Consider the following 13,261-nt stretch of genomic DNA (forward strand, 5'->3'; position numbering starts at 1 on the left):
TCGGCTCGGCAGACATCCTGTCTGACTCGCCGCCGCGGCACATCCCTGTGCCGCTCTCCGCCAATCCCCGGCCACGCTGCCGCTTCGGCGGCGTCGTCGCCGTGAGTTAGCTGATCTTGAGGACAGTCAGGACGGGTGGCTTGAAGCCCCTCTCCCGTCGGGAGAGGGGTTGGGGTGAGGGTACGGTTCCCCGAATACGGTCGGGCACCTGCCTGTGGTTTGCTGGCTTCGGTGAGAGCGGCAGCGCGGCCGGAAATCGGCTCCTCGGCTCGGCAGACATCCTGTCTGACTCGCCGCCGCGGCACATCCCTGTGCCGCTCTCCGCCAATCCCCGGCCACGCTGCCGCTTCGGCGCGTCGTTGCCCTGAGCTAGCTGATCTTGAGGGAAGACGGCAGGGCCGAAAATGCTCGGTTTTTGGCCGGCAGGCAAATAGATATCTGCCTCCGCCTCAGGCAGCAAGGCAACGAGGCAACCATCAAAGGCTAGCCCGAGCAGGCCTCGCGGAAATCGCTGCTCTCCGTTCCGCCAATACAGGAACATTCGAAGAGTGGTCCGCGGGCGCCGGGGCAGGACCTTACACGACAAGGATGTCGTGTAAGAGCCCCCATGGATGGGTTCACGGCGTGTCCTGCCCCGGCGCCCGCGGGCCGCTCCACCCAAAAAATCGAGGCGCCAGCTAACCAGCTTTCCTCAACCAAAGAAATCAAGGCGCCAGCAAACCGGGCTTTCCTCAATCAAAACTAAAGCGCCAGCTGATCAGCTTTGCTCAGCCAATCAACTTTCGTCAGCCAACCAGCCTTCTCAAGCCACTCGGCTTTCCCAACACGCGGGATGCAGTCCCGAACATCAGCCCGCACGCACCTGCCGCACGATCGCCGCAGCCTTGGCCGAGCTTTCCTTGACCTTGTCCCACTGACCTTGCGCCAGCCAGTCCTTGGGCACCATCCACGAGCCGCCGATGCACAGCACGTTCGGCTGCGACAGGAATTCGGCGGCATTGGCTTCGCTGATGCCGCCAGTGGGGCAGAGCTTGAGCTCGGACAGCGGGCCGGCCAGGCCCTTGAGCATCTGCAGGCCGCCCACAGCGGTGGCCGGGAACAGCTTGCACACGCGGAAGCCCAAGCCCATCAGGGTCAGCAGTTCGGTTGGGGTGGCAGCGCCGGGCACGGCCGGGATCGGCGCGTCGGCCAGCAGGCGTGCCAGCGGCGCCGGCGTGCCGGGCGTGACCAGGAAGTCTGCACCGGCATCCACCGACTGGCGCAGCTGCAGTTCGCTCAGCACCGTGCCGGCACCGATCACGATGTTGGGCAGTTCGCGCTTGAGCATCGCCAGCGCTTCGATCGCGACCGGGGTGCGCAGGGTCAGTTCGATGGCAGGCAGGCCGCCTTCGAGCAGTGCGTCGGCCACGCGGCGCGCCTGGTCCAGCGTGTCGACGGTCACCACCGGCAGGATGCCGGCGTCGCGCAGCAGCTGTTCAGCGGTGTTTTGGGTCTGGGCAATCGTCATTGCAACTCCTGGAGACGGCGACCGCCTGGGCGGTCGCAGAGAGGGAAGGGGATCAGGCGTCCTTGGACTCGTGAGGCGCCGCGGCAGCGGCCGCATCGGCGCCCAGTTCGTACTCGGCGTCGTAGCTCCACAGCGCACCGTCCGGATGGGTTGGGCCGCAGGAAATCGAGATCGCGCCCTGGTCGGCCGGGCCGACGACCTGGCGGTTGATCGCAAACAGGTTCCGGCCCAGGTCGTTGCCGGCCACGGCGGTGTTGGGTGCAACCTCGCGCGATGCCCATTCTTCGGCCGAGACCAGCACTTCCAGCGTGCCGGCTTCGCCGTCCAGGCGCACCATGTCGCCTTCGCGGACACGCCCGATCGGGCCGCCACGCGCGGCTTCCGGCGTCATGTGGATCGCGGCCGGGAACTTGCCCGAGGCACCGGACAAACGGCCGTCGGTGACCAGTGCCACGCGGCGGCCCTGGTTCTGCAACAGGCCGAGCAACGGGGCCATCGAATGCAGCTCCGGCATACCGTTCGCACGCGGGCCCTGGTAACGCAGCACCACCACGAAGTCGTGCGGCAACACACCGGCCGCATGCAGCTTGTTGAGCACCTGCGGGGTGTCGATCACCACGGCAGGCGCTTCGATCTTGCGGTGCTGGGGCTTGACCGCCGACAGCTTGATCAGCGAGCGGCCCAGGTTGCCGCGCAGCAGGCGCAGGCCACCTTGCGATTCGAATGCATCGCTGACCGGGCGTGCCACGCTGTCATCGGCGGTGGTCGCCGTGCCGGGCACATAGATGACCTTGCCGTCCTGCAAACGCGGCTCGTTGGCATAGGCACGCATGCCGCCTTCGACCACGGTGGGCAGGTCGTCGTGCATGTAGCCGGCGTCCATCAGTTCGCGGAACACGAATGCCGTGCCGCCAGCAGCCTGAAAGCGGTTCACGTCGGCTTCGCCGTTCGGGTAGACGCGGGTCAGCAGCGGCACGGTCTGCGAGATCAGATCCATGTCGTCCCAGGTCAGCACGATGCCCGCCGCACGCGCCACGGCGATCCAGTGGATGGTGTGGTTGGTGGAGCCGCCGGTGGCCATCAGGGCGACCACGGCGTTGACGATCGCGCGTTCGTCGATCAAACGGCCGAACGGGCGGAAGTCCTGGCCTAGCGCGGAGATCGCCAGCGCCCGCTCGGTGCCCTCACGGGTCAGCGCATCACGCAACGGCTGTTCGGGATTGACGAACGAGGCGCCGGGCAGTTGCACGCCCATCGCTTCCAGCAGCACCTGATTGGAGTTGGCGGTGCCGTAGAAGGTGCAGGTGCCGGGCGAGTGGTAGGAGGCGGATTCGGCTTCCAGCAACTCGGCACGGGTGGCTTCGCCCGCGGCGTAGCGCTCGCGGACCTCGGCCTTCTGCTTGTTGGGAATGCCCGGGCTCATCGGGCCGGCCGGCATGAACAGCGCCGGCAGGTGGCCGAAGGCCAAGGCGCCGATCAACAGGCCCGGCACGATCTTGTCGCACACGCCCAGATAGACCACCGTATCGAACATGTCGTGGCTGAGGCCGATGGCTGCGGCCTGGGCGATGTTGTCGCGCGAAAACAGCGACAGCTCCATGCCGGCGCGGCCCTGGGTCACGCCGTCGCACATCGCCGGCACGCCGCCGGCGACCTGCGCGGTGGCGCCGAGCGCACGCGCGGTGTCGCGGATCATCTGCGGGTAATGCTCGAACGGCTGATGCGCCGAGAGCATGTCGTTGTAGGCGGTGATGATGCCCAGGTTCGGCGTGGCCGCGCCGCGCAGGCGCGACTTGTCGGTCGCCTCGGAGGCCGCAAAACCGTGCGCGAGATTGCCGCAACTCAGGCGGCTACGGAACGGGCCTTCACGCAGGGCGGCATCAAGGCCGGCCAGGTACGCCGTGCGCGAGGGCGCGCTGCGCTTGCGGATACGGTCGGTGACAGCTTGGATGTTCGGATGCAGGCTCATTGGCTACCGGCTATGAGAAACAGGGGGAAGGTGTTCAATGGCAGCCCGGCATCAGGCGATGCGGGCCGCCGCGGTGTCGCAACGTGGGCGAGTGCTTGCACGCCATCAGCATGACCAAGCCACCCAGCCGAGGTCCCGACATCCATTAACTGCACCAATGCACCCGCAGGCGCGGGCCAGGCTGCTGCAGCGCGACCCGGATCGGGTATTCGCTGATGTCCTGGCCTGCCAACGCCGCCTGCAGCACATCGAGCTTCTGCTTGCCGCGCAGCAACAGCAGGCGCGTGGGAATCGGCGCCAACCCGGCCGGGGTCAAGGTGATACGCAGCGGCCACTGGTTGGCACCGGGGCAGCCGGTGGCGTCCAGCGACGCGTACGGCTGCGGGCTGGCCAGGGCCTTGGGTAGATCGGTCGAGCCGGGGAACAGCGAGGCGGTATGCCCGTCGCCGCCCATGCCCATCACCGCCAGGCAGGCCGGTTCGGCATGCGTGGCCTGCAGGTTGGCGGTATGCACGCACTCGGGCAGCTGCTTGCCCGGGCGCACCAACGGGATGAAGGTGGCCGCCGGTGCATGGTCCAGGAAGCTCTGCTTGACCAGCCAGGCATTGCTGTCCTGGTCCTGTGGCGAGAGCCAGCGCTCATCGACCAGGCCCACTTCGACCCGCGACCAATCCAGCGGGCGGTGCGCCAGCGATTCGTACACCGGCGCCGGGGTGGTGCCGCCGGACAGCAGCATGCGCGCCTGGCCGCGGCGCGAGATTTCCTGTTCCAGCAGGTCGGCCATTTCGCTGGCCACCGCTTCGGTCCATTCGTCAAGGTCGTCGTAGCGCACCAGGCTGATGCGGTCGTTGTCCTGCAAACTCATCGCTGCTCTCCCGGCAATGCGCGTTCGGCGTCCACCGCGTAGGCCGCTGCACCCAGCAGGCCGGCATGCGGATGCATCACCGCCAGCGAAGGCACCCGCGACATGATCGCGGAGAAACGGCCCTTGTGTTCGAAGCGCTGGCGGAAGCCGGAATGCTGCAGCGAATCCAGCACCTTGGGCACCAGCCCGCCAGTGAGGAAGACGCCATCCCAGGCACCCTGCATCAGCACCATGTCACCGGCGATCGCGCCGAAGATGGCGCAGAACAGATCGATGGTGCGCGAGGCACGCGGGTCGCCGGCGGCGGCACGTGCAGTGATGTCCTTGGGCTCCAGCGGGCCGGGGTCGATGCCGCCAATCTCGCTCAGCGCGCGGTGGATGTTGACCAGGCCCGGGCCGCAGATCAGGCGCTCGTTGGAGACCCGGCCGAACTGCTCGGACAGGATCTCCAGCACGCGAATCTCTTCCGGCGTGCCGGGCGGAAAGCTGACATGGCCGCCTTCGGTTTCCAGCGGAAAACAGCGCCCGTTGCGGATGATCAGGCCTCCCACGCCCAGCCCGGTGCCCGGGCCGATCACGCCGTAGTTGCGCGGCTGCTCGATCGGTGCCGGGCGCCAGCTGGCGCCGCCCACCTGCACCACGTCCTGCGGGCGCAGCAGGCTGATCGCCATGGCTTGCGCGGCGAAGTCGTTGATCAGGTGTAGCGTGCTGAAGCCCAGCATGGTGGCGGTGCGCGAGCGCGAGATCACCCACGGATGGTTGGTGATGCGGGCTTCGTCGCCATCCACGCGGCCGGCCACCGCGAACACGCCCTTGGTGGCCTGCACGCCGATCTGGTCCAGGTAATAGCGCGCGGCCTCGCCCAGTGAGCCAAACTCGACCACCGCGAACTCACGGCAGGTGTCGTCCAGCAGCGGTACCGAGGCATCGATGTCGGCCAGCGCAAAGCGCGCGTTGGTGCCACCGATGTCGGCAACCAGCACCGGCTTGGAAGGAGCGGTCATGCGTTGTTTCCCTGTGCGTCGGTGGCTGGGGGCAGGAACGGTGCGGCGGTCTCGGGGCCCCAGCTACCGGCCGGATACGGCTGCAGCGGGAGCTGTGCGTCCGACCAGGCATCGCTGACGCTGTCGATCCAGGCCCAGGCGGCCTTGACCTCGTCATCGCGCACGAACAGCGCCGGGTTGCCGTTGAAGGCATCCACGAACAAGCGTTCATACGCGATACGGCGGTGCAGGCCGGTGGGCACGGACAGCTCCAGTTCCAGCGGCTGCAGTTCGATCGCACCCCATTCCGGGCCGGCCAGGCTGCTCATCAGGCCCAGCTCGATGTTTTCCTGCGGCTGCAGCTGGAAGGTCAGGCGGTTGGGCACCGCGTTCTGGCGGTCCGGGCGCTCGAACAACCAATGTGTCACCGGCTTGAGCGTGACCACGATGCGCGTGGAGCGTTCGGCCAGGCGCTTGCCGGTGCACAGGTGGAACGGCACGCCGGCCCAGCGCCAGTTGTCGATGTGCGCGGTGACCGCGACGAAGGTTTCCACATCGCTGCCTTCCGGCGGGTGGTAGGCCTGCGCCGGCTCGCCGTTGATGCTGCCAGCGGTGTAGCGGCCACGCACGCTGTCGTGCGCGGCGTGCTCGGCGGTCATCGGGCGCAAGGCGCGTAGCACCTTGACCTTCTCGTCGCGGATGCGGTCAGCTTCCAGCGAGGCTGGCGGCTCCATGGCCACCAGGCACAGCAACTGCAGGATATGGCTCTGCACCATGTCGCGCAGCGCGCCGGAGCGGGCGTAGTAGGCATCGCGCCCGTCCACGCCTTCGCTCTCGGCCACCAGGATCTGCACCGATTCGATGTAGGTCCGGTTCCACACCGCTTCCAGCAAGGTGTTGCCGAAGCGCAGCGCCACCAGGTTCTGCACCGCGGCCTTGCCCAGGTAGTGGTCAAGACGGAACACGCGGTCTTCGTCGATCAGTGCGCCGATCGACTGCAGGATCTCGCGGGCGCTGTCCGAATCGTGGCCGATCGGTTTTTCCAGCATCAACCGGTGCGGTGCGGCCAGCGCGCCGCCCAGGGCCAAACCCTGGCAGGTGCTGATGTACAGGCCCGGCGGAATCGCCAGATAGCTCACGCACTGGCGGCTGGCCAGTTCGCGCACTGCCTCAGCCACCGATTCGGCGTTGCGCAGGTCCACCGAGCGGTAGTCGACGCGCTGCAGCAGCGCCTCGATCTGCGCGGCGGTGGCAATCGGCAGCGCCTGGGCCAGGCGCGGGCGCAGGACCTCGCGGAAGGCGTCGGTGTCGTGCGGCGACAGGGCCAGCGCACGGATGCGGAAGTCCTCCGGCAACAGGCCGTCGACAAACAGGCGCAGCAGGGATGGGAAGAGATAGCGCTGGGCGAGATCGCCGGTGGCGCCGAACAGGATCAGGGTGTTGTGCATGGACCGAGTTTCAGATTCTGGAGACATCGTTATCAGCGGCTTGGCGGGAAGGCGCCGGAGATGCCGGCGGTCGGTACGTCTGTTCCTGGCGACACTTGCGTGCGCGCAGCGGGGGATGGACGCTGACGCCCAATCCCCGATTGTTGCAGCAAGTGACGGTCAGCGGTTAGCGCTGGAGCGGTATACCTGTACCTGCGCGGCGGCATGATCGGCCTGGCGCAGTTAGAAACGCTGTCCAGATGGACGGCGTGAGTTGGTGGCTGCATGGTCCCTCCCGAGATCGATGTTGCCATGTGAAAACGATTACATGTCAGAATAAACCAATGCATTCGTTTGCAGGAGATTTCCTTGCAAGCGCTATGGCGTCACTACCATCGGGAGGGCCGAGGGTGGGGCGCACCACTCCTGTTGAGGCCGAAAGATGGCGAAAGTGCAGTTGGAAGGTGTCCGCAAGGTCTACGAGAACGGGCAGGTTGCCGTGCAAGGGGCCAGCTTCGAAGTCGCCGATGGCGAGCTGATGGTGCTGGTCGGGCCGTCCGGCTGCGGCAAGTCCACCTTGCTGCGCATGATCGCCGGGCTGGAGGACATCAGTGCGGGCACGCTGCGCATCGGCGACCGCGTGGTCAACGACGTGGCGCCGAAGGATCGCGACATCGCCATGGTGTTCCAGAGCTACGCGTTGTACCCGCACATGACCGTGGCCGAAAACCTGGCGTTCGGGCTCAAGCTGCGCGGCCATCCCAAGCAGGTGATTGCCGAGCGGGTGAACAATGCGGCCGAGTTGCTGGGCTTGACGCCCATGCTCGACAAGCTGCCCAAGGCGATGTCCGGCGGCCAGCGCCAGCGGGTGGCGCTGGGGCGCGCGATGGTGCGCGAGTCGGCGGTGTTCCTGCTCGATGAGCCGTTGTCGAACCTGGATGCAAAGCTGCGCCACAGCGTGCGCACCGAGATCGCGCAGCTGCATCGCAAGCTCGGCACCACCATGATCTACGTCACCCACGACCAGGTCGAAGCGATGACCCTGGGCCAGCGCATCGTGGTGCTCAAGGATGGTGTGATCCAGCAGATCGACAGCCCGATGGCACTGTACGACCGCCCGGCCAACCTGTTCGTGGCCGGCTTCCTCGGCAGCCCGGCAATGAACGTGCTGCAGGGGCGGCTGGATGCCCAGGACGGCCTGCATCTGGTGATGGCAGATGGCTGGCGCGTGCCGCTGGGCGCGGCGCAGATCGATCAGCGCTGGCTGGGCCAGGAGGTCGTGGTGGGCGTGCGCCCCGAGCACCTGCAGCCGTCAGCCGACGCGCAGTTGGGATTCGATGCACGTATCGATGTCATCGAACCGGTAGGCAACGAGATTTTCCTCAATCTCGACCGCGGCGGGCAGCCGCTGGTGATCCGTGTCACCCCGCAGGCGTTGCCGGCGGTGGGCGAGTCGCTGCGACTGGCCTTGCGCAGCGAAGCACTGCATTTCTTCGACCCGGCCAGCGGCGAACGCCTGACGACTTTGGCCTCCTGACACTGCGCGAGGGCGCTGCCGGCCTCGTGCAGAGGTCGGCAGGTGCTGCGCATGCATTGACTCGCTTGATGCCCGGCGAACGCGAGTCCGCCGCGTGCACGGGGATGGCTGCGGCGAAATGTCGCACCAGCCTGTGGAGCAGAATCGCTGCCCTTAGCGGGCCAGCCCGGGCAGGATCTGCAGCGGTCGGGCAGGGGAGGTGCCGGCGCTCAGCGTCATGCCTGCCTCAATTGCCAGCTCCAGCGGCAGCACCGCCAGCGCCAGGTTTTCGGCGCAACTGACCACACTGCCCACCTCAGCGCCGTCCAGGCGCACCGCATCGCCCGGCGCAACCGCAGCGTCGGTTTCCAGCAAATGCACCGCGCGTTTGGCCTTGCCCAGAAAATGCGTGCGCGCCACGATTTCCTGGCCTGGGTAACAGCCCTTTTTGACGCTGAACGCATGCAGCTGGTCCAACGCCAGCTGTTGCGGCGTCCACTGTTCGCGCTGCGCATCTGGCAACCGCACCAGCCCTAGCTGCAGGTCTGCGCGACGCCATGCGGCATCCATGTTCGGCAGATCGATAGGCGCTGCCAATGTGTCCGGCGCGCGCAACACCAGCGTGCGCGGCAAGGCAGGGCTGCCCATGTCCAGTTCGATCGCATCCGCACCCACGTCGGCATGTGCCGCCTGCGCGCGTGCGGGTGCGGCGAACGCGCCTTGTGCGGTCAGCGCAATGGCGGTGATGCGCAGCTTGCGCCGGAACACGAAACGGCCGAGCTGCGCGGCGATCTCGGCCGCGTTGCCATCGGGCAACAGCATCAGCAATTGCGCATCCTCATTACGCAAGAGTGCGAAGATGGCAATCACGCGCCCCTTCGCTGTCAGCCACGCATTCCATTGCCACTGCCCAATCGCCAGCGCTTGCACGTCATTGGCAAATTGGGCATGCGCGAACGCCACTGCATCCGAACCGCTCAAGCGGACGTATTGCATGTCGTGCAGGGAGCCAAAACCCTGTGGAATAAGATTCAGGTTGTCAGCCATGGAAGGGGAGGACTAAAATCGCAATGTTGTGAGACCACTATGATAGGCCATCCAACCCCCACCCCAGCGCAGGATTCCGAGACGCAGCCTTCTCCTCAGGAGCACATTCCCGAGAAGAAACCCCTGCCCAAGGAGATTGGTGGGCGCGACGGCCCTGAGCCAACGCGCTACGGCGACTGGGAAAAAAATGGACGCTGCATCGATTTTTGAGCAGCTTTTAGCCACAGCGGCCTAGTGCCGCCCAGCCGAGAAAACGAGCCCAGCGAATGGCGACCCGCGAACGTCCACTTTCCCCGCATCTTCAGGTGTATCGCTGGCAGATACAGATGGTGACCTCGATCCTGAATCGAGCCACCGGCATTGTTCTGTCCATCGGCGCCCTTGTGATTGCCGCCGCCTTGCTGACCCTCATGCTTGGCCCCGACCACTGGAATTGCTTCCGCGACATGGCGGCAGCCTGGTATGGACAGGTGTTCCTGTTCGGCTGGACCTGGTGCTTTGCCTTCCACCTGTTTGGTGGCCTGCGCCACATCCTGCAGGACTTTGGCCAGGGCTATGCCGTGCGCTCGTTCGTCAGCATCGGCTGGTTCTCGGTGATTTTGAGCTTCGTGCTGACCGCCGCCATCTGGGCGTACGTGCTGCTGTCCGGAGGTGCCGTATGAGCCGCTATAGAACCCCGTTGAAGAACGTGCGCGGCCTGGGCGCCGCCAAGACCGGCACCGAGCATTTCGTGGTGCAGCGTCTGACCGCCACCGCGCTGGTGCCGTTGTCGATCTGGTTCCTGATCTTCGTGTTGAGCCTGATCGGTGCCGACCACGCAGCGGCGAGCGCCGCGGTTGCCAAGCCGTGGAACGCGATCCTGCTGGTGGGCTTCCTCATTGCCTCGTTCTGGCATGCGCAGCTCGGCATGCAGGTGGTGCTGGAGGATTACGTGCACAACTCGCTGCTCGCCCTCGCGGCGCAGACCCTCGTGCGCTTTGTCGCCGTTCTAGGTGCCATCGTCAGCGTGTTTGCCGTGGCGCGTATCGCGCTAGGCATCGCCTGAGCCAGCGACCCAACAGGAATCCATAATTCGATGTCCGCTTACAAGATTACAGAACACAAGTACGACATGGTCGTGGTGGGCGCCGGCGGCGCCGGCTTGCGCGCGACCTTCGGCCTGGCCCAGAAGGGCCTGCAGACGGTCTGCCTGACCAAGGTCTTCCCGACCCGTTCGCACACCGTGGCCGCGCAGGGTGGTATTTCCGCCGCGCTGGGCAATATGGGTGAGGACGACTGGCGGTATCACTTCTACGACACCATCAAGGGCTCCGATTGGCTGGGCGACCAGGACGCGATCGAGTACATGTGCCGTGAGGCGATCCCGGCCATCATCGAGCTCGAGCACTACGGCGTGCCGTTCTCGCGCACCGAAGAGGGCAAGATCTACCAGCGCCCGTTCGGCGGCATGACCACCAAGTACGGCGAAGGTCCGTCTGCGCAGCGCACCTGCGCCGCCGCCGACCGCACCGGTCACGCAATGCTGCATACGTTGTACCAGCAGTCGCTGGCGCACAACGCACGCTTCATGATCGAGTACTTCGCGCTCGACCTGATTTTCGACGAAGAAGGTGTGTGCCGCGGCGTGCTCGCGCTGGACATGGCCGAAGGTTCGCTGCACCTGTTCCGCGCCCACGGCGTGGTGCTGGCCACCGGCGGCTACGGCCGTGCCTACTTCAGCGCCACCTCTGCCCACACCTGTACCGGTGACGGCGGCGGCCTGGTGATGCGTGCTGGCCTGCCGATGCAGGACATGGAGTTCGTGCAATTCCATCCCACCGGTATCTACGGGGCGGGCTGCCTGATCACCGAAGGCGTGCGTGGCGAAGGCGGCATCCTGCGCAACAGCAACGGCGAGCGCTTCATGGAGCGCTATGCACCGCACTACAAGGATCTGGCCTCGCGCGACGTGGTGTCGCGTTCGATGACCATCGAGATCCGCGAAGGCCGTGGCGTTGGCGAGCACAAGGACCACATTCTGCTCGACCTGACCCACCTCGGCCCGGAAGTGATCAACGACAAGCTCCCAGGCATCGCCGAGAGCGCGCACATCTTCGCTGGCGTGGACGTGGCCAAGCAGCCGATCCCGGTGCTGCCGACGGTGCACTACAACATGGGCGGCATCCCGACCAACTACCACGGTGAGGTCGTGCGCAAGCAGGGCGACAACCCGGATGCGGTGGTGCCCGGTCTGTATGCGATCGGCGAAGCGGCTTGCGTGTCGGTACATGGCGCCAACCGTCTGGGGTCCAACTCGCTGCTGGATCTGGTGGTGTTCGGGCGTGCGGTGGCCAACCGCTGCGCGGAAACCGTCAAGACCAATCAGCCGCACAAGCCGCTGCCGTCCGATGCCTGCGACAAGGCGCTGGGCTTGCTGGACAAGTTGCGTCATGCCAATGGCTCCACGCCGACCTCGGTGATCCGCGACAACATGCAGCGCACCATGCAGTCGGACGCAGCGGTGTTCCGGACCAGCAAGACGCTGAAGGAAGGCGTCGACAAGATGGCCGAGATCTTCGCCACCTTCGAGGACGTCAAGGTATCGGACCGCTCGCTGGTCTGGAATTCGGACCTGATCGAGACCTACGAGTTGAACAACCTGCTGCTCAATGCAGTGGCGACGATCAACTCGGCCGAACAGCGCAAGGAAAGCCGTGGCGCGCACGCGCACGAGGATTTCCCGGACCGCGACGACGTCAACTGGCAGAAGCACACACTGGTCACCGTGGACGACAAGGGCCAGTGCGACTTCGAATACCGCCAGGTCCACATGTACACGCTGAGCAAGGAAGTGGACGTGGTTCCGCCGAAGCCGCGCGTCTACTGAGTGCCGATGCAGATGCCGCATTTCGCTCCTGCATCGCACCTGCCGTCCGGCCCTGAAGGGCAGGTCGGCAGCGTGGCGCCACAGTGCGAACGCGGCATGACGCACGCGCAGCGCCGGCAGTTCGCCGGCCGCTGCACTTCCGCATCGGTGGTGGCATCCATCGTCTTCAATTTCATGCGCACGCTGCGGTCTCCCATCGCACCGCGCATCGCCTGAGCCAACGAGAGCAGCTATGGCAGAGTTCACCCTCCCCAAGAATTCAAAGATCGGCAAGGGCAAGCATTACCCTGCACAAGGCGCCAAGAACAAGCGCACCTTCAAGGTCTACCGTTGGGATCCGGATGGCGACGCCAATCCGCGTACCGACAGCTATGAAATCGATCTGGACAAGTGCGGACCGATGGTCCTGGACGCGCTGATCAAGATCAAGAACGAGATCGACCCGACCCTGACCTTCCGCCGCTCCTGCCGCGAAGGCATCTGCGGTTCGTGCGCGATGAACATCGACGGCACCAATACGCTGGCCTGCACCAAGGCGATTGCCGCGTGTGGCAAGGCCGAGGTGCCGATCTATCCGCTGCCGCACATGAGCGTGATCAAGGATCTGGTGCCGGACCTGACGCATTTCTATGCGCAGTACGCCTCGATCAAACCGTGGATCCGTACCCAGACCCCGCCGCCGCCGGACCGCGAGCGCCTGCAGTCGCCGGAAGACCGCAAGAAGCTTGACGGCCTGTACGAGTGCATCCTGTGCGCGTGCTGCTCCACCAGCTGCCCGAGCTACTGGTGGAATGGCGAGCGCTACCTGGGCCCGGCGATCCTGCTGCAGGCCTACCGCTGGATCATCGACTCGCGCGATGAAGACACCGGTGCGCGCCTGGACGATCTGGAGGATCCGTTCAAGCTGTATCGCTGCCACACCATCATGAACTGCGCCCGCACCTGCCCTAAGGGGCTGAACCCGGCGCTGGCGATCGCCGAGATCAAGAAGCTGATGATGGCGCGCCGCGCCTGATCCTGGCGCTGATGTCCTGCTCAGGCAGGACGTCACCACAGCGGCACCGGCCCTCAGGTCTGGTGC

At 65.8% G+C, this 13,261-nt stretch carries 13 protein-coding genes; 7 read left to right on the forward strand and 6 right to left on the reverse strand.

The window, feature by feature from the left end; all coding sequences use genetic code 11:
• Window positions 1-847: 847 nt before the first annotated feature.
• The 5 genes from ACCQ09_RS10415 to zwf all read right to left on the reverse strand — a co-directional run bounded on the left by ACCQ09_RS10415 (window position 848) and on the right by zwf (window position 6,772).
• The gene (locus tag ACCQ09_RS10415) at window positions 848-1,507 is read right to left on the reverse strand and encodes a bifunctional 4-hydroxy-2-oxoglutarate aldolase/2-dehydro-3-deoxy-phosphogluconate aldolase (protein WP_016902600.1); all 660 of its coding nucleotides are present in this window, start codon (window positions 1,505-1,507) and stop codon (window positions 848-850) included.
• A 52-nt stretch (window positions 1,508-1,559) separates the two neighbouring features.
• A complete protein-coding gene (edd, locus tag ACCQ09_RS10420; RefSeq protein WP_040941273.1) occupies window positions 1,560-3,476 on the reverse strand; it encodes a phosphogluconate dehydratase in 1,917 nt (638 codons plus the stop codon).
• Window positions 3,477-3,621: 145 nt separating this feature from the next.
• Window positions 3,622-4,341 carry a 6-phosphogluconolactonase gene (pgl, locus tag ACCQ09_RS10425; protein WP_014507851.1) on the reverse strand — a complete coding sequence of 240 codons (720 nt, stop codon included), beginning with the start codon at window positions 4,339-4,341 and terminating at the stop codon, window positions 3,622-3,624.
• Complete coding sequence (glk, locus tag ACCQ09_RS10430; protein WP_040941274.1) at window positions 4,338-5,345, reverse strand: glucokinase; 1,008 nt, start codon at window positions 5,343-5,345, stop codon at window positions 4,338-4,340. The genes pgl and glk overlap by 4 nt, the downstream gene beginning before the upstream one ends.
• Window positions 5,342-6,772: a glucose-6-phosphate dehydrogenase gene (gene zwf / locus ACCQ09_RS10435; RefSeq protein ID WP_040941275.1), complete on the reverse strand. Its 1,431-nt coding sequence runs from the start codon at window positions 6,770-6,772 to the stop codon at window positions 5,342-5,344. Before zwf ends, glk begins: the two co-directional genes overlap by 4 nt.
• 421 nt (window positions 6,773-7,193) lie before the next feature.
• Here zwf and ACCQ09_RS10440 point away from each other — a divergent pair, with 421 nt between their 5' ends.
• Window positions 7,194-8,288, forward strand: a complete 1,095-nt coding sequence (locus ACCQ09_RS10440) for an ABC transporter ATP-binding protein (protein ID WP_040941276.1) — start codon at window positions 7,194-7,196, stop codon at window positions 8,286-8,288.
• 153 nt (window positions 8,289-8,441) lie between these two features.
• Here ACCQ09_RS10440 and ygfZ read toward each other — a convergent pair whose 3' ends face one another.
• Window positions 8,442-9,314, reverse strand: coding sequence for a CAF17-like 4Fe-4S cluster assembly/insertion protein YgfZ (gene ygfZ, locus ACCQ09_RS10445; protein ID WP_040941277.1), 873 nt, complete (start codon window positions 9,312-9,314; stop codon window positions 8,442-8,444).
• A gap of 39 nt (window positions 9,315-9,353) precedes the next feature.
• Here ygfZ and ACCQ09_RS10450 point away from each other — a divergent pair, with 39 nt between their 5' ends.
• Genes ACCQ09_RS10450 through ACCQ09_RS10475 form a run of 6 tightly spaced genes read left to right on the forward strand, consistent with a single transcriptional unit; the run spans window position 9,354 to window position 13,195 of the window.
• The gene (locus tag ACCQ09_RS10450) at window positions 9,354-9,524 is read left to right on the forward strand and encodes a DUF1674 domain-containing protein (RefSeq protein ID WP_162866378.1); all 171 of its coding nucleotides are present in this window, start codon (window positions 9,354-9,356) and stop codon (window positions 9,522-9,524) included.
• A 56-nt stretch (window positions 9,525-9,580) separates the two neighbouring features.
• Complete coding sequence (gene sdhC / locus ACCQ09_RS10455; protein ID WP_040941278.1) at window positions 9,581-9,976, forward strand: succinate dehydrogenase, cytochrome b556 subunit; 396 nt, start codon at window positions 9,581-9,583, stop codon at window positions 9,974-9,976.
• On the forward strand, window positions 9,973-10,359 hold the full coding sequence (sdhD, locus tag ACCQ09_RS10460) for a succinate dehydrogenase, hydrophobic membrane anchor protein (protein ID WP_014507844.1): 387 nt from the start codon (window positions 9,973-9,975) through the stop codon (window positions 10,357-10,359). Before sdhC ends, sdhD begins: the two co-directional genes overlap by 4 nt.
• 30 nt (window positions 10,360-10,389) lie before the next feature.
• Window positions 10,390-12,180 (forward strand): succinate dehydrogenase flavoprotein subunit, encoded by a 1,791-nt coding sequence (gene sdhA / locus ACCQ09_RS10465; RefSeq protein WP_011037281.1) that lies wholly within the window; start codon window positions 10,390-10,392, stop codon window positions 12,178-12,180.
• Between the two features lie 6 nt (window positions 12,181-12,186).
• Window positions 12,187-12,396: a hypothetical protein gene (locus ACCQ09_RS10470; protein ID WP_014507843.1), complete on the forward strand. Its 210-nt coding sequence runs from the start codon at window positions 12,187-12,189 to the stop codon at window positions 12,394-12,396.
• A gap of 16 nt (window positions 12,397-12,412) precedes the next feature.
• Window positions 12,413-13,195 (forward strand): succinate dehydrogenase iron-sulfur subunit, encoded by a 783-nt coding sequence (locus ACCQ09_RS10475; RefSeq protein WP_011037280.1) that lies wholly within the window; start codon window positions 12,413-12,415, stop codon window positions 13,193-13,195.
• The last annotated feature ends 66 nt before the right edge of the window (window positions 13,196-13,261 follow it).

The sequence above is a fragment of the Xanthomonas sp. NCPPB 2586 genome (assembly GCF_041475775.2).
Lineage (GTDB): Bacteria > Pseudomonadota > Gammaproteobacteria > Xanthomonadales > Xanthomonadaceae > Xanthomonas > Xanthomonas campestris.